Below are 19,355 nucleotides of genomic sequence, written 5' to 3'. Positions count from 1 at the left end.
GCCGGTGATGGGCGTGGTTCCGGGCGTGCTGGACGCCCGAGGCGAACGGCTGGCGGGCCCGATCTTCACCGGGGTCGGCCTGGCCGCGCTCGCCGCGTGCGTGCTCTGGGGGCCGGGTGTCCACGGCGCCACGCTGGTCGTCGTCGTGGTGACGGCGGTGTTCGTCCCCCTGCTGATCCCGGTGTTCCGGTACCGGCGGACGCACCCGTGGCTCGCCGCGGCCTACTACGCGGGGGTGCTCGCGGCGGCGACGCTGCTGGTCACGCGCGACGACACGTTCATGGGCTTCGCGTCCTTCGGCTACCCGCTCGCCTTCGTGCTCTTCCCGGCCCGGTGGGGGTTCTTCGCGGTGGCCGCGACGGCGACGTTGCCGCTGCTGGCCGCGAACTCCGACTCGCCCAGCCCGACGTGGGTGCTCGTGCTGTCGATGGCCGGGCCGCTGCTGTACGCGGCGTGGTTCGTCGGGGTGGAGAGCGAGCAGCGGCGGAAGGCGAACGTCCGGCTGGAAGCCGCGCTGGACGAGAACGCGAGCCTGCACGCGCAGCTGGTGGCGCGGGCGCGGGAAGCCGGCGTGCTCGACGAGCGGCAGCGGCTGGCCCGCGAAATCCACGACACGCTCGCCCAGGGCCTGACCGGGATCGTCACGCAGCTCGAAGCCGCCGACGGTCCCGAGCGCGAGCGACGGCTGGCGCGGGTGCGCGAGCTGGCCCGCGACAGCCTCGGCGAAGCGCGGCGCGCGGTCCAGGCACTGCGGCCGGAACCCCTGGACGCGGCCCAGCTGCCGGAAGCGCTTTCCGAGCTGGCCCGCCGCGTCGCCGAGACGTCCGGAGCCGCGGTGGAAGTCGAGACGACCGGCGAGATCCGGCCCCTCCTGCCCGAGCTGGAGGTGACGCTCTACCGCGTCGCCCAGGAGGCGCTGGCGAACGCGGAGAAGCACGCGAAGGCGTCTCGGATCGGGCTGACACTGTCCTATGCGGACGATCTGGTCCTGCTCGACGTCGTCGACGACGGCGTGGGCTTCCGGCCGGGCGACCGCGGCGACGGCACGGGCTTCGGCCTGGAGGCCATGCGCCGGCGCGTCCAGCGGGTCGCGGGCACGCTGACCGTGGAGAGCACCCCGGGCGACGGCACGGCCGTGAGCGCCCAGGTGCCGGCGCTCTGAGATTGCTCCGTTCGCCGGGCAACCGGTTCCCCTGCCCGGACGTGGAGAGCACGCAGGTCGGGGGAAAGGGGACATGATGAAGAGGACATGGCTGCGGGCGGGGGCGATCGCCACCGTGGCGATCGCCGTCACCGCACTGGGCATTCCCGCGGACGCCGCGGCGATCCGGCTCGCCTGGCGCCCGACGGTCCTGCCGTTGCCGCCCGGCGCGGGCGCGGGCAACATCACCGGGTCGGACGGGAAGGGCGAGTACACCGGCACGTTCCGGGTCAACGACGTCACGCAGGTCGTGAGCTGGCGCAACGGGCAGCCGATCCTGCGCGGCGTGCCGAGCGGGTTCGAGCGGGTGGACGCCAACGACGAGAACGGCTCGGGCGTCGTGGTGGGCACGATCCACGACTACGAGACCATGGTCAGCCGGACGTACACCCTGGACGCGTCGGGCTACCACATCAAGGACAACCCGGCGGGCTACCAGGAAGTGACCGGCGTCGCGATCAACACGCGCGGCGACGTGCTGGGCGAGGCCTACCAGCCCGGGACGGGCAGCGCCGTCGTCCTGTGGCGGGCCGACGGCAGCGCGCCGGTGGTCATCCCGGAGACGGGGGACATCTCGAACCCGCGCGACCTGGACGACGACGGCACGATCCTGATGAGCACCGGCAACAGCTCGGCGTTGTGGAAGGACGGCGTCCTGCGGAAGCTCACGCCGAGCCCGTCCGGGCAGGCCGAGGGGACCGCGATCCGCAACGGGGTCGTCGTCGGGTGGCGCCTGTGGGGTGGCAACCAGGCAGCCCGGTGGTCCACGCCGGACGGGACGACCGGTCTGGAGGGCGGTGGCATCGCCGTGAGCATCAACAAGGCCGGGTTGACCGTGGGCTGGGTCTCCACGCCGTCGGGGCCGCAGATCTACGGCAACGCGGCGGTGTGGCGCGGCACGGTCCCGGGCGTGGTCCAGGGGCCGAGCGGCTATTCGACGTTCCGGGCCGAGGTCGCGGCCGACGACGGCACGCTCGCGGGCTACGCGTCGAACGACGCGACCCCCAGCCAGGGGGTGCCGGTGATCTGGCGCCTGACGCCGTGATCCGGCCTTGATCGCCGGGCCGGGAGCGACGTGCTCCCGGCCTGGCTAGGCTGGGTGGAGTGGAACCGGTGGAGATCAACGCGGGCACGTACTACCTGCGCCAGCTGCGCGCCGACCGGCACATCGACGACCGCCCGTTGCTGATGGAGGCGTTCGCGGACCCGACGCACCGCAAGTACGTGCTGAACTACCGCTTGCGCACGCCCGACGAGGCCACGGAGTACGTGGCGCTGCGGGCGGCCCAGTGGGCGGGCGACGAGCGCTGCTCGTGGGCGATCGCGGAGCCGACGTCCGGCCGGCTGCTCGGCGAGGTGGGCCTGCGCGAGCTGAACCTGGACGCGGCGTACGCCGAGGCGACGATCTGGGTCCACCCGGCCGAGCGCGGCAAGGGCATCGCGACCACGGCGTTGAGCGCGGCGCTGCGCTTCGGCTTCGGCGGGCTGGGGCTCACCGAGGTGACGTACCGCTACGAGGAGAGCAACGCGGCCTCGGCGATCGTGGCGGAGCGCTGCGGGTTCACGCTCGTGGGCCCGGAGGCCGAGCGGGCGCCGACCGGTGAGCGGCTGATCCGCTGGCACCGGACGAGCTGAACCGGCCGCCGCTCAGCTCACCGGCTCCACGATGCCCGCGCGCGCTTCCGGGGCCGCCGACCGCAGGGCGTCCGCCGCCTCGTCGCTCGGCTGGGACTGCGACTCCCGCTCCGCCTCGACCCGCGCGTTGTAGACCTCGATTTCGCGCTTCACCGTTTCGGGTGACCAGCCCAGGACTTCGCCGACCAGCGCCGCCACCTGCTCGGCGCAGTCCACGCCGCGGTGGGCGTACTCGATCGAGATGCGCGTCCGGCGGGCCAGGACGTCCTCCAGGTGCAGCGCGCCCTCGTGCGAAGCCGCGTACACCACCTCGACGCCCAGGTAGTCCGGCGCGTGCTCGATCGGCTTCAGCAGCTCCGGGCGGCCGCTCGCCGTCGCCAGGACCTCGTTGACCAGCGAGCCGTAGCGGTCCAGCAGGTGCCGGACCCGGTACGGGTGCAGGCCGTGCTCGGCGGCCAGGTGGTCGGCCTGGTTGACCAGCGCGTGGTAGCCGTCCGCGCCCAGCAGGGGGACCTTGTCCGTGATCGACGGCTGCGAGCGGCCCGGCAGGTCGATCGCCGCCGCGTCGACGGCGTCCGCCGCCATCACCCGGTACGTCGTGTACTTGCCGCCGGCGATCGCGACCAGGCCCGGCGCCACCCGCGCCACCGCGTGCTCGCGCGAGAGCTTCGACGTCTCTTCGCTCTCCCCCGCCAGCAACGGGCGAAGGCCCGCGTACACGCCTTCGATGTCGTCGTGCGTCAGCGGCGTCGCCAGGACGCTGTTGACGTGCTCCAGCAGGTAGTCGATGTCGTGCTTCGTCGCCGCCGGGTGCGCCAGGTCGAGGTTCCAGTCCGTGTCCGTGGTCCCGACGATCCAGTGGTTGCGCCACGGGATCACGAACAGCACCGACTTCTCGGTGCGCAGGATCATCCCCGACTCCGACACGATCCGGTCGCGCGGCACGACGATGTGCACGCCCTTGCTGGCGCGCACGCGGAACCGCCCGCGCCCGCCCGACAGGCGCTGCAGCTCGTCGGTCCAGACGCCGGTGCAGTTGATCACCGCCGCCGCCGAGATCTCCGTCTCGCGGCCGTCCTCGACGTCGCGCACGCGCACGCCGGACACCCGGTCGGCTTCGCGCAGGAAGCCGACGACCTGGGTGGACGTCCGCACGACCGCGCCGTAGTGCGCCGCCGTCCGCGCCACGGTCATGGTGTGGCGGGCGTCGTCGGACTGGGCGTCGTAGTAGCGGATCCCGCCGATCAGGGCCGATCGCTTGAGCGCCGGCACCATCCGCAGCGCGCCCGCGCGGGTCAGGTGCTTCTGGCCCGGGACGCTGCGGGCGCCGCCCATCGTGTCGTACATCAGCAGGCCGGCGGCGGTGTACGGCCGCTCCCACACGCGGCGCGTCAGCGGGTAGAGGAAGCTGACCGGCTTGACGAGGTGCGGCGCGATCGTCGTCAGCATCAGCTCGCGCTCGCGAAGCGCTTCCCGGACCAGGCCGAACTCGAGCTGCTCCAGGTAGCGCAGGCCGCCGTGGAACAGCTTGCTCGACCGGCTCGAGGTGCCCGAAGCGAGGTCACGGGCTTCGACGAGGGCGACGCGCAACCCGCGTGTCGCGGCGTCGAGCGCTGTGCCCGCGCCGACCACGCCGCCGCCGATGACGACGAGGTCGAACGTCTCGTTGCCGAGCCGCTGCCAGGTCTCTTCCCGCTTGACCGGGCCCAGTCGAGCCGGGTTCGTCTCCGCTGCGTGCTGCGCCACGTGACATTCCTCCTCGTACCGGCGAAGGCTTCCAGCATCGCACGACCCGGTGATCCTCCGCCCGTTCGCGGATGACACGTGTGGCGTAACCATCATCGATCTTGAAAAGATTCGGCTACCCGGTGCCTGGAATGATCTTCGGCACACCGGTAACGTCCCCCCGACGTGGGTCGGCAACGGTGCCGTGGCACGCCGTGATCGACCCTGCGCAGAGTGTCCAGTGTGGAGGTGCAGCGGTGAGTGCTGGGGCAATAATCGTCTGGGAAATACTGGGAACGGCCGCGCTGATCGTGCTCGGCACAGGTGTGGTCGCGAACCACGTGCTCCGCAAGACCAACGGCAACAACGGCGGAATCCTCTTCATCAACTTCGGCTGGGCGTTCGCGGTCTTCACCGGCGCCAGCATCGCCGCGCCGACCGGCGCGCACCTCAACCCCGCGGTCACCCTCGGCCTGGCGATTTCGGGCAAGACGCCGTGGTCCGACGTCCCGTTCTACTTCATCGGTGAGATGGTCGGCGCAATCCTCGGCGCCGTCCTCTGCTGGGCGGCCTACAAGCTGCAGTTCGACGACCACCCCGAACCCGAGAACACGCTCGGCATCTTCTCCACCGCACCGCAGATCCCGAACACCGTCTGGAACCTCGTCACCGAGATCATCGGCACCTTCGTGCTGGTGGCCTGGATCCTGCTCAGCCCGGTGGCCGCGGCCGGCGGCGACGGGGTGCCGACCTTCGGCAACTCCGCGCTCGGTTACGCGGGTGTCTCGTTCGTGGTGCTCGTGATCGGCACCTCGCTCGGCGGGCCGACGGGCTACGCCATCAACCCGGCGCGCGACCTCGGCCCGCGCATCGCGTACGCGTTCCTGCTGCCGATCAAGAACAAGGGCAACGCCAACTGGGGCTACTCCTGGATCCCGGTCGTCGGCCCGCTCGTCGGCGGCGCGCTGGCCGCGTTGCTCTACCTCGGCGTGCACAACCTGACCTGATCGCCTCCCCAACGGATTCCTGGAGCACACATGACTTCGTACGTAGCCGCGATCGACCAGGGCACCACCTCGACCCGGTGCATGATCTTCAACCACGAAGGCCGCGTCGTCTCGGTCGACCAGCGCGAGCACGAGCAGATCTTCCCGAAGGCGGGCTGGGTCGAGCACAACGCCGAGGAGATCTGGGAGAACACGCGCCAGGTCGCCGCGGGCGCGCTCGCCAAGGCCGACATCCACGCCAGCGACATCGCCGCGGTCGGCATCACCAACCAGCGTGAAACCGCGCTCGTCTGGGACAAGACGACGGGCAAGCCGGTGTACAACGCGATCGTCTGGCAGGACACCCGCACCGACCGGATCGTCACCGAGCTCGGCAACCTCGGCGGCGGCCAGGAGCGCTACCGCGACAAGGTCGGGCTCCCGCTCGCGACGTACTTCTCGGGGCCGAAGATCAAGTGGATCCTCGACAACGTCGAAGGCGCGCGTGAGAAGGCCGAAGCCGGTGACCTGATCTTCGGCAACATGGACACGTGGGTGCTGTGGAACATGACGGGCGGCGCCGACGGCGGCGTGCACGTCACCGACCCGACCAACGCGTCGCGCACGATGCTGATGGACCTCGACACTCTGCAGTGGGACGAGGGGATCGCCGGCGAGATGGGCATCCCGCTGTCGATGCTGCCGGAGATCCGGTCGTCGTCGGAGGAGTACGGCAAGGTCCGCGAGAAGGGCGCGCTGGCGGGCGTGCCGATCGCGGGCATCCTCGGTGACCAGCAAGCGGCGACGTTCGGCCAGGCCTGCCTTTCGCCCGGGGAAGCCAAGAACACCTACGGCACCGGCAACTTCATGCTGCTCAACACCGGCACCGAGAAGGTGATGTCGCAGAACGGGCTGCTCACGACGGTCTGCTACAAGATCGGCTCGAACGACACGGTGTACGCGCTGGAGGGATCCATCGCGGTGACGGGGTCGCTGGTGCAGTGGCTGCGCGACAACCTGGGCATGATCACGACGGCGGCCGAGATCGAGGAGCACGCGCGCGGCGTCGAGGACAACGGCGGCGCGTACTTCGTCCCGGCGTTCTCGGGTCTGTTCGCTCCTTACTGGCGATCCGACGCCCGCGGCGCGATCGTCGGGCTCACCCGGTTCGTCAACAAGGGACACCTCGCGCGGGCGGTCCTGGAGGCGACGGCGTTCCAGTCCCGCGAGGTGATCGACGCGATGAACGCCGACTCGGGTGTCCCGCTGAAGTCGCTCAAGGTGGACGGCGGCATGGTGGTCAACGAGCTGCTGATGCAGTTCCAGGCGGACATCCTCGGCGTGCCGGTGATCCGCCCGGTGGTGAACGAGACAACGGCCCTGGGCGCGGCGTACGCGGCCGGGCTGGCGGTCGGGTTCTGGGAGTCCGAGGACGACATCCGCAACAACTGGGCCCAGGACAAGCAGTGGGACCCGGCGATGGACGACTCCCGCCGCGAGCGGGAGTACCGGAACTGGAAGAAGGCCGTGACGAAGACGTTCGACTGGGTGGAGGACGAGGACTGACGGCGACGGGTCGGGGGCGCCGGTCAGGTGCCTCCGGCCCGACAGCCGCGCGACCGGCCGGCCCGCCCCGACCGGCCCGCCGACCTCTCAGTCCTCCCAGCCCTCCGGCTTCCCGGACTGCTCGTTCGGCGAGATGACCAAGAACGGCACCCCCTGGTCGTCCAGCACCCGAACCTGCCGCCCATAAGGCGAATCGAACGGCTGGTCCAGCACGCGCCCACCCAATTCGGTCACCCGGGCCGCGCTCGCGTCCGCGTCCGCCACCGAGAAGTACGTCGACCAGTTCGACGGCACCTCCGCCGGCACCGACTCCGGCAGCCCACCCAAGCCCCCGACCGGGCGGCCGTCGATCAGCAGCACCGCGTACGTGAAGCCGTCGTTCGACAGGTCCTGGAAGCCGAACCCGAACACCCGCTCGTAGAACGCCTTCGCCGCCGGGTAGTCGCGGCTCATGCACTCGTTCCACGCCAGGGTTCCCGGGGCCGCCGTCACCTGCGTGCCCAGGTGGTGGCCCGGCTCCCACAGCCCGAACACCGCGCCCGCCGGGTCGGCCGCCACCGCCATCCGGCCTTCCTTCAGCACTTCCATCACCGGCATCACGAGCTGGCCGCCGGCCTCGGTGATCGCCGCCGCGGTCTTGTCCACGTCGGACACCGAGAGGTACGTCGTCCACACCGGCGGCATCTCCTGCCCCGGCGGGATCTGGCCGATGCCGGCGACCGGCCGGCCGCTCAGCTCCGCCATGCCGTAGAAGCCGGTCTCCTCCCCGCCCGTCTGCACGTCCCAGCCGAACAGGCCGCTGTAGAACGCCACCGCTTTCGCCTGATCGGGCACCATCAGGTCCACCCAGCTGGGCGTGCCGTCAGGCCACCGCTCGTCCCGGAACAACATGTCGACTCCCAACCCTCGTCCGCGCCGCCTCGGGTGACGGCCGACACAGTCTGGCACCCACCACCGACAAAACCAGGGCCGAAGGACTCTCAACCCCCGATGAGGCGGGCGTACACGACGATGTTGTCGACGTAGTTGTGCGCGCTCCGGTCGAACACGCCGCCGCAGGTGATCAGCCGCAGTTCGGGACCGGGGGTGTCGTCGTAGACACCCTCCTTTTCGAACTCCTGCTTCGGCACCTGGTGCACCTTCGTCACCTCGAACAGCGCCGTCGTGCCGTCCTTCCGCGCGATCGAGACGCGGTCGCCGGCGGCCAGTTCCTTGAGCCGGAAGAAAATGCCCTTCTGGTGGTTGCCGTCGACGTGCCCGAGGACGACGGCCGGGCCGATCTCGCCCGGTGTCGGCGCGTACGTGTACCAGCCCGCCTGCAGCGGCGTCGTCACCGGCGGCACCTGGATCGTGTCGTCCGCGTTGACGCCCAGCGGCACCAGCGTCGAGTGCGCGCCGATCTTCGGGATGTCGATCGAAACCGGGTCCGACTTCGGCAACGCGGCGACCGCACCGGAAGCGGGTTCCGGGTCGACCACGACCGGCTGCGCGGGCGGCGGTTGCGCGGTCGACGGCGCGGGGTCGCCGCCGAGCGTCAGCGCCAGCACCACCAACGCGGCCAGCAGCGCCACGATCAGCGCGATCCAGTACCCCCGGCGGCCGGTGGTCCTCGTCGTCATGTGCTCCCCCTTCTCACGGGTTACACGTCTGGGCGGCCCGATCCGCCGGGCCGCCCAGACGCTACCCCCGCTCCCCCTCGGGAGGTCAGCGGCGGCGGACCCGCCGGGCCAGCACCAGACCGCCGCCGCCGGCCGCGAGCACGCCCATGGCGGCCGCGGCCGCGAGCGGTGTGCCGGAGTCGTAGACCGGGCCGTCCGTGCCGCCGGTCTGCGGCGCACCCGCCGGCACCTTGGTCACCTGCTTGGCGCCCGGCGCCTTGGCGGCCACGCGGTCCACGACGAACGCCACGTCGACGAAGGTGTCGGGGCGGCCGTCCCGCGGGTGGCAGCGCAGGTTGACGGGGTACTCGCCGGCGCGGACATCGCGCACGGTCCCGACGTAGGCCCGGACCGAGCCGTTCGGGCCGGTCCCGGTGGCGAAGGCGTCGACCGCTCTGGAGGTGACATACGCCTCGCCGTCGCACTCGGCGGTGATCCGGAGCTCCGTGCCGGGCACGCCGTGGCGCGGGGTGATGGTGAGCTTGGGAGCGGCCGGCTTGGCGGTGGTGCCCGGCTCGGGGGTCGCGCTCGTGCTCGTGCTCGGCGCGGTGCTCGCGAGCGCCGCACCGGGCGCGAGGACGAGGAAGGCCACGGCGATGCCCGCGACGACAGCGGTGTTCTTCATTCTTTTCTCCCCTGGCAAATGAATGGACAAAGCAATTCCGCGGACTCCGCCACAGTCGCCCCCGCTTCGGCTTCGTCCGCTTGCTTATGTACTCCAAGACGTCCCCACCTGCGGGAGGTTGCGCGCGAAGGTCACGAAACAGTCGCGAAACCGTCCGGCGGGAACAGAAGAAAAAACCGCCCCGGAGCCGAGCTCCGGGGCGGCTTTCGCGCAATAGAAGAATCAGCCGGCCATGCTGCCGTCGCCGGCTTTCGCGGCACCGGACGGCACTTTCGATACCTGCGGCGCGGGCACCGTGAACTGCGTGCGGTACGTCTGGTCGCCGCAGGTGACGGTCAGCGGGTACGTCCCGGCCGCGGTGCCCGGGTTGAGCGCGGCGTCGGCGCTGATGTTCGCGTCGGTGCCCATGAACGGCCCCGGCGTGTAGTTGGAGAACGTCAGCGCCGGCGAGGAGAACGCGGGCGAAGCGCCTTCGCACTTCGCGAGCGCGACGTTCGGTGCGTCGCGGACGTACTTGTCCACGAGCGTCCGGTTGATCGCGGTGTTGACGTTGAGCTGGACGCTGCCCTTGGCCGGCGCGCCGCTCGGAGCCGGGACCGTGCTCTGCTGCGCCTGCGCCGGACCCGCCAGCGTCGTCGCCCCGATCACCGCTGCCACAACGAAAACCACCGTCTTGCGCACCTTCGCACCCTTCGCGTCCTTCAGCCGTACACCCGACAAGACGCGACGGGGCGCGACGGGTTGCCTACCGATCTCAGTCGAGATCGTCGTGGCGCATGAGCTGGCGCCCGGCCTCGGTGATCGAGCCCGACAGCGACGGGTACACCGAAAATGTCAGTGCCAGGTGGTCCACTGTGAGCTGGTTCTGGACGGCGAGCGCGATGGGGAGGATGAGCTCGCTCGCCTGCGGCGCCACGACGACTCCACCGACGACCACGCCGGTGGCGGGGCGGCAGAACAGCTTCACGAAGCCTCGGCGGAGGCCCTCCATCTTCGCGCGCGCGTTGGTGGCCAGGGGCAGCATGATGGTGCGCGCGGGCACCTCGCCGGAGTCGATCGCCTGCTGGCTGATGCCGACGGTGGCGATCTCCGGGTGGGTGAACACGTTGGCGGCGACGGTCTTGAGCTTGATCGGCGCGACGCCCTCGCCCAGCGCGTGCCACATCGCGATGCGGCCCTGCATGCTCGCCACCGAGGCCAGCATGAGCACGCCGGTGCAGTCGCCGGCGGCGTAGATCCCGGGAACGGAGGTGCGCGAGACGCGGTCGACGGTGATGAACCCGCCGGGGCCGGGTGAGATGCCGACCTTGTCGAGGCCGATGTCCTTGGTGTTCGGGACCGACCCGACGGTCATCAGCGCGTGGCTGGCTTCGATCACGCGGCCGTCGGCGAGGAAGATCTCGACGCCCTTTTCGGTGCGCTCGACGCGGTCGGCGCGCGCCTGCTTCGCGACGGTCGTGCCGCGCTGGGAGAAGACCTCCTCGAGCACGGCGGCGGCGTCGGCGTCCTCGTGCGGGAGAACGCGGTCGCGGCTGGACACGACGGTGACCTTGACGCCCATTTCGGTGTAGGCGGACGCGAACTCGGCGCCGGTGACGCCCGAGCCGATCACGGCGAGGTGCTCGGGCAGCTCCTGCAGCTCGTAGAGCTGGCGCCAGTCGAGGATGCGCTCGCCGTCGGGCACCGCGCCGGGCAGGACGCGCGGGGTGGCCCCGGTGGCGATGAGGACGACGTCGGCGGGCAGCTTCTCGGTGCCCTCGGCCGTCGTGACGGCGACCTTGTGGGTCGCGAGGCCGGGCTCTTCGTCGCAGAAGCGCGCTTCGCCGGCGATGACGCGGACGCCTTCGCGCTGGACGCGGGCGCGGATGTCGGCGGACTGGGCGAGCGCGAGGCCCTTCACGCGGCCGTGCACGGTCGGGAGGTCGACGCTGGTGTCGGCCAGGTCGGTGTTGATGCCGAGCTCGCCGAGGTCGTGCATCTTCGCGAGGGCCCCGGAGGAGGCGATGAACGTCTTCGAGGGAACGCAGTCGTAGAGGACGCACGCGCCACCCAGGCCGTCCTTCTCGACGATCGTGACGTCGGCTCCGTGCTGGGCCGCGACCAGCGCGGCTTCGTAGCCGGCCGGGCCCCCGCCCATGATCACGATCCTGGTCACCTGGGTCCTCCTCAAGGCTGTCCGTGCGGTGCTCTCACCGTACGCGGCGAAGGTGACCGGACACTGAAGTGGGCGAACACGGCGAGTGCGTCCACTCGGGTCAGCGATGGGTCGCTACGCTGTCGGCGTGCCGTTGTATGCCGCGTACGGATCGAACATGGAGCCCGCCCAGATGCTGGAGCGCGCGCCGCACTCTCCGATGGCCGGCACCGGCTGGCTGGAGGGGTGGCGCCTGACCTTCGGCGGCGAGGACCTCGGCTGGGAAGGTGCCCTGGCGACGATCGTCGAGGACCCGGGTTCCCGGGTCTTCGTCGTGTTGTACGACGTGACGTCGCTGGACGAGACCGGGCTGGACCGCTGGGAAGGCGGCGAGCTCGGGATCCACTCGAAGATCCGGCTGCGGGTGCAGACGATGGACGGCTCGGCGCTGGCCTGGCTGTACGTCCTGGACGCCTACGAGGGCGGTCTGCCGTCGGCCCGGTACCTGGGCGTGCTGGCCGACGCCGCGGAGGCCGCCGGAGCGCCCGCGGACTACGTCGACGACCTGCGCACCCGCCCTTGTTCGGGCATCACCGGCTGACTCCACACCCTGTGGACAACTCGGCGGCCTGAGCGCTACCACGGCGCCCCGCCGAGCCCCACCGGCACCCCTGCGATCCCGCACACCCGGGCCCTCGCGCGCGCTTCGACGTGCTCTCACGCGAACGTGATTCACGTTGCCGCACAAGGAAAGGCGCAGGTGGACCGGGCTCCCGGAGCCAGGCCGCCGTCCAGTCTGCCGCCATGATCACGGACGCGCAAAACGGCCCTCCCCCGATCAGGGGAAGGGCCGTTTCACGGCCTGTGGACAAGTGCGAAAAGCTGTGGACAACCCCGCTCAGGCGAGGGTGGTCAAAGCGGTGTGGACCAGGGTCCGGACCCCGCACAGCAGGGCTCGCTCGTCGAGCACGAAGGTCGGGCGGTGGATGTCGGACTGCGGGTCCGGCTCGCCGGGCCAGACACCCAATCGGGCGAAAGCGCCCTGGACGTGTTCCAGGTACCAGCCGAAGTCTTCACCGCCGGAAGACTGCTCGGTGCCGGCCACCGCGCCCTCACCGAGAGCCGCCTCCACGCCCGCGCGCATCAGCGCCGTCGAGTCCGCGTCGGACACGACCGGCGGGACCCCGCGGCGGTAGTCCAGCGAGAAGCCGACACCCGTGGGCGCCAGCAGGGACTCCACCGACGACGCCACCAGCGGCTCCAGGGCCGTCCAGACCTCGTGGTCCGCGGTCCGCAGGGTGCCGCGCAGGACGCCGTCCTGCGGGACGGCGTTGGCCGCCTGGCCCGCGTGCACCGCGCCCCACACCAGGACCGTGCCCGAGCGCGGGTCGACCCGCCGCGAGAGCAGCGCGGGCAGCCCGGTGATCACCGTGCCCAGCGCGTGCACCAGGTCGGCCGTCAGGTGCGGCCGGGACGTGTGGCCGCCCGGCGAGGTCAGGCGCAACTCGATCAGGTCCGCCGCCGAGGTCAGCGCGCCGACGCGCATGCCGACCTTGCCCACCTCGAGCCGCGGGTCGACGTGCAGGCCGTAGATCCGCTCGACGCCGTCCAGGGCGCCCGCCGCGATCATGTCCAGCGCGCCGCCGGGCATGACCTCCTCGGCGTGCTGGAAGACCAGCCGGACGCGGCCGGGCAGCTCCGGCGCGCCGGCCAGCGCGCGGGCCGCACCCAGCAGGATCGCCGTGTGGGCGTCGTGGCCGCACATGTGGGCCGCGCCCTCGACGGTCGAGGCGTAGGGCAGCCCGGTCGCCTCGGTGAGCGGCAGCGCATCCATGTCCGCGCGCAGCGCCACGCACCGCTCGCCGCTGCCGATGTCGCAGACGACACCGGTGCCGCCGGGCAGCACCCACGGCTTGAGCCCGACCGAGCGCAGCAGCGTGACGATCAGTTCGGTGGTCGCGAACTCGTGGCGCGAGAGCTCCGGGTGCGCGTGGATGTGCCGGCGCCAGGCGAGCACGTCGGTCGCGTTGGCGCGCAGCCAGTCGTCGAGCCAGAACGGGCCGCGGCCCGCACCAAGGTCCTCCACGGGAGCCATGCTTACGCCCGCTTCGGAAATGAGCGCCTCGGACCCCTCCATGGGGTTGATGATGCGCCCATGGGGGTCGCCTGGAACGTCCGGTCGTGAGTCCAACACCGTCACGCCGCACCTCCTCCCGCAACACGGGTAACCCGGGCAGCGGCTGGGGTCACGCAACGTGCCGATCGATCTGTCGTACGCATTTGCAGACGATCGTGCACCATGCAGGCGGCAACGCGCGCCTCGAAAACGGCCGTCCTAGATGGCCGGTACCGGATCTGCGTTGAACGGCGTGCAGTACTTCGGCACACCCGAACGCATCAGGAGCTCTTCGCCTTCTTCGAACGGATCCGCCGTCCCCAGATGACGATGCCGAGCAAAGCGACGGCGACGACGCCCGCGATCAGCTTGTTCTTCGTCTTCTCGGTGTTCGCCTTGTCGGTCTGGGCCGGGTCGAGGACCGGGCCCGGCGGCTGGGTCTGCACCGGGACGAGCGCGGCGGACGCGTGCGCCACCGTGACCGCCACGGACGCTTGACGCACCGGTTCGGCGGACGCCGGCGACGCGGTGAACAGCACCGCGCCGAGCACGCCCACCAGGACCAGACCCCGCAGTTTCGCCATGTCATCCCTTCGCCGCCACCAGGCATTCTGCCCGCGGACCGCGCCGGCGTCAGCCACCAGCGGGTGGATTGAACGCGTCGAGGATCCGCTGAGCACCGAGGGTAGCCGTCAGTTCACCGTCCCGCACCGCCCGTTCGACGTCCGGAACGACCGTTCGCACGTCCGGATGCGCCGCCAGGCGACTCAGCAGCTGTTCGCGAACCATCGCCCACGTCCAGTCGACCTGCTGCTGCCGGCGTCGCGATTCCAGCTCGCCGGACGCCGTGAGCGTCTCGCGGTGCTGCTCGATCGCGCCCCAGACCTCGTCGAGGCGCAGGTTGTGCAGGCCACTGCAGGTCAGCACCGGCGGAGTCCAGGCCGCCTCGGGCCCGTAGATCATCCGCAGGGCGCCCGAAAGCTCGCGCGCCGCGCGCTTGGCGTCCCGTTCGTGGTCGCCGTCGGCCTTGTTGACCGCGATGACGTCGGCCAGCTCCAGCACGCCCTTCTTGATGCCCTGGAGCTGGTCGCCCGTCCGCGCGAGCGTCAGGAACAGGAAGCAGTCGACCATGTTCGCGACGGTCACTTCGGACTGTCCAACCCCGACGGTCTCGACCAGGACGGTGTCGTAGCCGGCCGCTTCCATCAGCACGATCGTCTCGCGGGTCGCCCGCGCGACGCCGCCGAGCGTCCCCGACGTCGGCGACGGGCGGATGAACGCCCGTTCGTCGACCGCCAGGCGTGCCATCCGCGTCTTGTCGCCGAGGATCGACCCGCCGGTGCGCGTCGACGACGGGTCGACCGCGAGCACCGCCACGCGGTGGCCGGCCGAGGTCAGGTCCGTGCCCAGCTGGTCGATGAATGTCGACTTGCCGACACCGGGCACGCCGGTGATCCCGATCCGCCGCGCGCCGCCGGACGACGGCAGCAGCTCGACCAGGAGCTCCTGCGCCAGCGCCCGGTGGTCCTCCCGCTGCGACTCGACCAGCGTGATCGCCTTGGACAGCGTTCCGCGGTCGCCCGCCAGCACGCCCTTGGCGTAGGCGGTGACGTCGATCTTGCGCGGCAAGGGTCAGGACTCCTGCGCCGTCAGCTGGCCGAGCAGGTCGATGGCGGCGTCCGCGAGGACCGTGCCGGGCCCGAAGATCGCGGCCGCGCCGGCCTCGCGCAGCGCCGGGTAGTCCTGCGGCGGGATGACCCCGCCGACCACGACCATGATGTCCTCGCGGCCCAGCTCGGCGAGCTCGTGGCGCAGCGCGGGCACCAGCGAGAGATGCCCGGCGGCCAGCGACGAGACGCCGACGACGTGCACGTCCGCCTCGATCGCCTGCCGCGCGACCTCGGCCGGGGTGGAGAACAGCGGGCCGACGTCGACGTCGAAGCCGATGTCGGCGAAGCCGGTGGCGATCACCTTCTGGCCGCGGTCGTGGCCGTCCTGGCCCATCTTCGCGACCAGGATCCGCGGGCGGCGGCCCTCCTCCGCGGCGAACTCCTCGACCAGCGCGCGGGCCTTCTCGACGTTCTGCGACTTACCCACCTCTTCGCGGTAGACGCCGGAAATCGTCCGGATCTGCCCGGAGTGGCGGCCCCAGATCTTCTCCAGCGCGTCGGAGATCTCGCCGACCGTGGCCTTCGCGCGGGCCGCGTCGATCGCCAGTTCCAGGAGGTTGCCGCCGTTGCCGGCGCCTTCGGTGAGCCGCCGCAGGGCGTCTTCGGTCCCCTGGGGATCGCGCTCTTCGCGCAGCCGCCGCAGCTTCTCCAGCTGCTGGGTGCGGACGCCGGCGTTGTCGACCTTGAGGACTTCGATGTCCTCGTCTCCGGTGACCTGGTACTTGTTCACGCCGATGACGGGCTGGCGGCCGGAGTCGATGCGCGCCTGGGTGCGCGCGGCGGCCTCTTCGATGCGCAGCTTCGGGATGCCCGCGTCGATCGCCTTGGCCATGCCGCCGGCCTGCTCGACCTCGCTGATGTGGCCCCACGCCTTGCGCGCGAGGTCGTAGGTCAGCTTCTCGACGAACGCGCTGCCGCCCCACGGGTCGATCACGCGCGTGGTGCCGGATTCCTGCTGCAGCAGCAGCTGCGTGTTGCGGGCGATCCGGGCCGAGAAGTCGGTCGGGAGGGCCAGGGCCTCGTCGAGGGCGTTGGTGTGCAGCGACTGCGTGTGGCCCTGGGTCGCGGCCATCGCCTCGACGCAGGTGCGGACGACGTTGTTGTAGACGTCCTGCGCGGTCAGCGACCAGCCCGACGTCTGGGAGTGCGTCCGCAGCGACAGCGACTTCTGCGACTTCGGGTCGAAGCCCTTCACGAGCTTCGCCCACAGCAGGCGCGCCGCGCGCAGCTTCGCGACCTCCATGAAGAAGTTCATGCCGATCGCCCAGAAGAAGGACAGCCGGGGCGCGAACTTGTCGACGCTCAGCCCGGCGTCGACGCCCGAACGGATGTACTCGACGCCGTCGGCGAGCGTGTAGGCCAGCTCCAGGTCGGCGGTCGCCCCGGCTTCCTGCATGTGGTAGCCGGAGATGGAGATCGAGTTGTACTTGGGCATGTGCTGCGAGGTGAAGGAGAAGATGTCGGAGATGATCCGCATCGACGGCTGCGGCGGGTAGATGTAGGTGTTGCGGACCATGAACTCCTTGAGGATGTCGTTCTGGATGGTCCCCGCGAGCTGCTCCGGCTTCACCCCCTGCTCCTCGGCCGCGACGACGTAGAGCGCGAGCACCGGCAGCACCGCGCCGTTCATCGTCATCGACACCGACATCTTGTCGAGGGGGATGCCGTCGAAGAGCTGGCGCATGTCGTAGATGGAGTCGATCGCGACGCCCGCCATGCCGACGTCGCCGGAGACGCGCGGGTGGTCGGAGTCGTAGCCGCGGTGGGTGGCCAGGTCGAAGGCGACCGAAAGCCCTTTCTGGCCGGCGGCGAGGTTGCGCCGGTAGAAGGCGTTGGACTCCTCGGCGGTGGAGAACCCGGCGTACTGGCGGATGGTCCAGGGCTGGTTGACGTACATCGTCGGGTACGGGCCGCGCAGGAACGGCGCGACGCCGGGGTACGTGTCCAGGAAGTCCACATCGGACAGATCGGCGGCGGTGTAGACCGGCTTGACGCCGATGCCTTCGGGGGTCTCCCAGGCCAGGGCGTCGGGGCCCTTGCCGGTGGCTTCCTGGACGGCCTTGGCCCAGGCGTCGCGGTCGCCCGGCGACGGCGTGCCGAGGTCCAGACCGGCGAAGTTCGGGATGCTCATCGGGTGACTCCCAGCTTGGCGTGCAGGCTGTTCAGGACGTCGAGGGCGTCGCAGCCGGCGAAGACGTTGGCGTCCACGCCTTCGTGAGTGCCCTTGCCCGCCAGTAGTACGTATTCGGCGCCGAGCGACTTGGCGACCTCGGCCGCTTGGGCCGCGTAGGCGTCGTCGGTGCCGCAGAGGCAGGCGACCTTCGCGCCGGACGACCGGAACGCGCCGGGCAGGTCGTCGGTCGCGCCCGGGTTGACGACCTCGAGCCCGCCCGCCTGGAAGAGGTTGGCGGCGAACCCGGCCCGCGTGGTGTGCGCGGCGACCGGGCCCAGCGTGGCGAGGAAGATCTTCGGCCGTTCGCCGTGCTCGGCGAGGTACGCGTCCGAAGCGTCCCGGAGGGCTTCGAAGCCTTCGGCGTACCGGTGCCGGGGCAGCCCACCGTCCACAGGGGACTCCAGCGGCTCGCGCGTCACGGGTTTCTCGGTCAGGTTCGGGAATTCGCTGACGCCGGTGAGCGGGTCGCGGCGGGTGGCGATCCGCTGGGACCGCTTCTCCCACGTCTCGGCGAGCCGCCCGGCGAGGGCGCCCGAAGCGAGTTCGCCGACCAGGCCGCCCGCGCCCTCGATGGCGGTGAACTCGGCCCAGGCCGCGTGCGCGAGGTCGTCGGTGAGCTTCTCGACGTACCAGGAGCCGCCCGCCGGGTCGACCACGCCGGCCAGCTTGGACTCCTCCAGCAGCACCGCGTGGGTGTTGCGGGCGATCCTCGCGGAGAACGCGTCGGGCTTGCCGATCGCGGCGTCGAACGGCAGCACGGTGACCGCGTCCGCGCCGCCCACACCGGCGCCGAAGCAGGCGACGGTCGTGCGCAGCATGTTCACCCAGGGGTCGCGCCGGGTCAGCATCGCCGGCGACGTCACGGCGTGCTGGCGCATCGGCGAGGAGAAGCCGCACACCTCGGCGACCCGTGCCCACAGGCGGCGGGCCGCGCGCAGCTTGGCGATGGTGGAGAACTGGTCGGCGGTCGCGGCGATCCGGAACTCGAGCTGCCCGGCCGCGGCCTCGACGTCGAGACCGGCGTCCGTCAGCGCACGCAGGTAGGCGACGCCGGCGGCGACCAGCGCGCCCAGCTCCTGCGCGTCCGACCCGCCGGCCTCGTGGAACGGCAGGCCGTCGGCGACGACCGTGCGCACCTTCGGGTACTTCCCGGCGACACGCGCGGCGAGCGCGGCGGCCGGTCCGAGGTCGGCGGCCGAGCCGGTGCGCGCCGCGAGCCCGATCGGGTCGGCGCCCAGCACCGCGGTGGCCTCGCTCGCCGGGATCTCGCGCTCGGCGAACAGCTCGAACAGCGCGTCGGCGGCGGCTTCGAACCCGGCGCCCGCGTCCAGGACGACCGGCGCCAGGTCGAGGTAGACCTCGTTGAGCGCGTCGGCGAGCGACGCGGGCGGCACCGAGAGCCAGATCGACGTCACGCCGCCTTCGAGGTCGGCGAGGATCGCCCGGTTGACCGCGCGGGCGTCGTCGCCGGCGAACCGGGCCCGGACGTCCCAGCCGGTGCTGACCTGGCCGTCCGGCCGCGCGCCGCGCACGTAGGGCGGCAGCCCGGGGAAGCCGGCGTCACCCGGCACGTCCTCGGCCGTGTACAGCGGCTGGATCTCGATCCCGTCGTAGGTCCGCGTGACGAGCTTGCTCTCCGGGGCGCCCTGGAAGTCCTCCGGCAGCCTGCCGCTCTTGCGCAGGACGCCGGCGACGAGCTCCTGCCACTGCTCGCGCGTCGCCCGCGGGAACTCGGCCGCGAGGTCGAGCTCGGAGATCGGCGCTGACTCCGGACCGGCCACTTCAGTCATACCCAGTGATGGTAGAGGCACGGGCCGGGTCCGACCTGTGACTCTAGTCGCGCCCCTAGGCAGTCAGGGGGGATTC

At 71.3% G+C, this 19,355-nt stretch carries 17 protein-coding genes; 6 read left to right on the top strand and 11 right to left on the bottom strand.

Annotated elements, in window-relative coordinates; all coding sequences use genetic code 11:
- The first annotated feature begins 7 nt into the window (after window positions 1–7).
- The 3 genes from BLV96_RS36055 (at window position 8) to BLV96_RS36045 (ending at window position 2,836) form a co-directional block, all read left to right on the top strand.
- A complete protein-coding gene (locus BLV96_RS36055; protein WP_086673798.1) occupies window positions 8–1,162 on the top strand; it encodes a sensor histidine kinase in 1,155 nt (384 codons plus the stop codon).
- 73 nt (window positions 1,163–1,235) lie between these two features.
- The gene (locus BLV96_RS36050; RefSeq protein ID WP_086673800.1) at window positions 1,236–2,246 is read left to right on the top strand and encodes a hypothetical protein; all 1,011 of its coding nucleotides are present in this window, start codon (window positions 1,236–1,238) and stop codon (window positions 2,244–2,246) included.
- Window positions 2,247–2,305: 59 nt separating this feature from the next.
- Window positions 2,306–2,836: a GNAT family N-acetyltransferase gene (locus BLV96_RS36045; protein ID WP_086673802.1), complete on the top strand. Its 531-nt coding sequence runs from the start codon at window positions 2,306–2,308 to the stop codon at window positions 2,834–2,836.
- Between the two features lie 12 nt (window positions 2,837–2,848).
- Here the strand turns inward: BLV96_RS36045 and BLV96_RS36040 are convergent, their stop codons facing one another.
- Window positions 2,849–4,582, bottom strand: coding sequence for a glycerol-3-phosphate dehydrogenase/oxidase (locus BLV96_RS36040; RefSeq protein WP_086673804.1), 1,734 nt, complete (start codon window positions 4,580–4,582; stop codon window positions 2,849–2,851).
- Between the two features lie 236 nt (window positions 4,583–4,818).
- On the opposite strand from BLV96_RS36040, the gene BLV96_RS36035 reads away from it, so the two are divergent.
- Together BLV96_RS36035 and glpK are read left to right on the top strand one after the other, a co-directional pair.
- The gene (locus BLV96_RS36035; RefSeq protein WP_208608414.1) at window positions 4,819–5,568 is read left to right on the top strand and encodes an MIP/aquaporin family protein; all 750 of its coding nucleotides are present in this window, start codon (window positions 4,819–4,821) and stop codon (window positions 5,566–5,568) included.
- A gap of 30 nt (window positions 5,569–5,598) precedes the next feature.
- Window positions 5,599–7,113 (top strand): glycerol kinase GlpK, encoded by a 1,515-nt coding sequence (gene glpK / locus BLV96_RS36030; RefSeq protein WP_086673805.1) that lies wholly within the window; start codon window positions 5,599–5,601, stop codon window positions 7,111–7,113.
- A gap of 87 nt (window positions 7,114–7,200) precedes the next feature.
- Here glpK and BLV96_RS36025 read toward each other — a convergent pair whose 3' ends face one another.
- The 5 genes from BLV96_RS36025 to BLV96_RS36005 form a co-directional block, all read right to left on the bottom strand.
- Window positions 7,201–8,004 carry a VOC family protein gene (locus tag BLV96_RS36025; RefSeq protein WP_086673807.1) on the bottom strand — a complete coding sequence of 268 codons (804 nt, stop codon included), beginning with the start codon at window positions 8,002–8,004 and terminating at the stop codon, window positions 7,201–7,203.
- An 89-nt stretch (window positions 8,005–8,093) separates the two neighbouring features.
- Window positions 8,094–8,732: a class F sortase gene (locus tag BLV96_RS36020; RefSeq protein WP_086673809.1), complete on the bottom strand. Its 639-nt coding sequence runs from the start codon at window positions 8,730–8,732 to the stop codon at window positions 8,094–8,096.
- Window positions 8,733–8,817: 85 nt separating this feature from the next.
- Entirely contained in the window at window positions 8,818–9,396 is a 579-nt protein-coding gene (locus tag BLV96_RS36015) for a hypothetical protein (protein ID WP_086673811.1), read from the bottom strand.
- A 222-nt stretch (window positions 9,397–9,618) separates the two neighbouring features.
- The gene (locus BLV96_RS36010; protein ID WP_086673884.1) at window positions 9,619–10,077 is read right to left on the bottom strand and encodes a hypothetical protein; all 459 of its coding nucleotides are present in this window, start codon (window positions 10,075–10,077) and stop codon (window positions 9,619–9,621) included.
- 73 nt (window positions 10,078–10,150) lie between these two features.
- Window positions 10,151–11,551 carry an NAD(P)H-quinone dehydrogenase gene (locus tag BLV96_RS36005; RefSeq protein WP_086673813.1) on the bottom strand — a complete coding sequence of 467 codons (1,401 nt, stop codon included), beginning with the start codon at window positions 11,549–11,551 and terminating at the stop codon, window positions 10,151–10,153.
- Window positions 11,552–11,678: 127 nt separating this feature from the next.
- Here BLV96_RS36005 and BLV96_RS36000 point away from each other — a divergent pair, with 127 nt between their 5' ends.
- Window positions 11,679–12,131 (top strand): gamma-glutamylcyclotransferase, encoded by a 453-nt coding sequence (locus tag BLV96_RS36000; protein ID WP_208608413.1) that lies wholly within the window; start codon window positions 11,679–11,681, stop codon window positions 12,129–12,131.
- 297 nt (window positions 12,132–12,428) lie between these two features.
- On the opposite strand, the gene BLV96_RS35995 is transcribed toward BLV96_RS36000, so the two are convergent.
- From BLV96_RS35995 to BLV96_RS35975, 5 genes are all read right to left on the bottom strand, one after another.
- Window positions 12,429–13,730, bottom strand: a complete 1,302-nt coding sequence (locus BLV96_RS35995; RefSeq protein WP_086673817.1) for an amidohydrolase — start codon at window positions 13,728–13,730, stop codon at window positions 12,429–12,431.
- A gap of 197 nt (window positions 13,731–13,927) precedes the next feature.
- The gene (locus BLV96_RS35990) at window positions 13,928–14,230 is read right to left on the bottom strand and encodes a hypothetical protein (RefSeq protein WP_086673819.1); all 303 of its coding nucleotides are present in this window, start codon (window positions 14,228–14,230) and stop codon (window positions 13,928–13,930) included.
- A 49-nt stretch (window positions 14,231–14,279) separates the two neighbouring features.
- A complete protein-coding gene (gene meaB, locus BLV96_RS35985; protein WP_086673821.1) occupies window positions 14,280–15,275 on the bottom strand; it encodes a methylmalonyl Co-A mutase-associated GTPase MeaB in 996 nt (331 codons plus the stop codon).
- 3 nt (window positions 15,276–15,278) lie between these two features.
- Complete coding sequence (gene scpA, locus BLV96_RS35980) at window positions 15,279–17,447, bottom strand: methylmalonyl-CoA mutase (RefSeq protein WP_086673823.1); 2,169 nt, start codon at window positions 17,445–17,447, stop codon at window positions 15,279–15,281.
- Window positions 17,444–19,279, bottom strand: a complete 1,836-nt coding sequence (locus BLV96_RS35975; RefSeq protein WP_208608412.1) for a methylmalonyl-CoA mutase family protein — start codon at window positions 19,277–19,279, stop codon at window positions 17,444–17,446. Before BLV96_RS35975 ends, scpA begins: the two co-directional genes overlap by 4 nt.
- Between the last annotated feature and the right edge of the window lie 76 nt (window positions 19,280–19,355).

Source organism: Amycolatopsis pretoriensis (assembly GCF_900107925.1).
Classification (GTDB): Bacteria; Actinomycetota; Actinomycetes; order Mycobacteriales; family Pseudonocardiaceae; genus Amycolatopsis; species Amycolatopsis pretoriensis.
This window is presented reverse-complemented; position numbering and strand designations above follow the sequence as displayed.

Coding starts and splice junctions, on each gene's coding strand:
- BLV96_RS35990 (WP_086673819.1), bottom strand. CDS start 14,230: ATGGCGAAACTGCGGGGTCTGGTCCTGGTGGGCGTGCTCGGCGCGGTG.
- BLV96_RS36020 (WP_086673809.1), bottom strand. CDS start 8,732: ATGACGACGAGGACCACCGGCCGCCGGGGGTACTGGATCGCGCTGATC.
- glpK (WP_086673805.1), top strand. CDS start 5,599: ATGACTTCGTACGTAGCCGCGATCGACCAGGGCACCACCTCGACCCGG.
- BLV96_RS36025 (WP_086673807.1), bottom strand. CDS start 8,004: ATGTTGTTCCGGGACGAGCGGTGGCCTGACGGCACGCCCAGCTGGGTG.
- BLV96_RS36015 (WP_086673811.1), bottom strand. CDS start 9,396: ATGAAGAACACCGCTGTCGTCGCGGGCATCGCCGTGGCCTTCCTCGTC.
- BLV96_RS36055 (WP_086673798.1), top strand. CDS start 8: ATGGGCGTGGTTCCGGGCGTGCTGGACGCCCGAGGCGAACGGCTGGCG.
- BLV96_RS36050 (WP_086673800.1), top strand. CDS start 1,236: ATGATGAAGAGGACATGGCTGCGGGCGGGGGCGATCGCCACCGTGGCG.
- scpA (WP_086673823.1), bottom strand. CDS start 17,447: ATGAGCATCCCGAACTTCGCCGGTCTGGACCTCGGCACGCCGTCGCCG.
- BLV96_RS35975 (WP_208608412.1), bottom strand. CDS start 19,279: ATGACTGAAGTGGCCGGTCCGGAGTCAGCGCCGATCTCCGAGCTCGAC.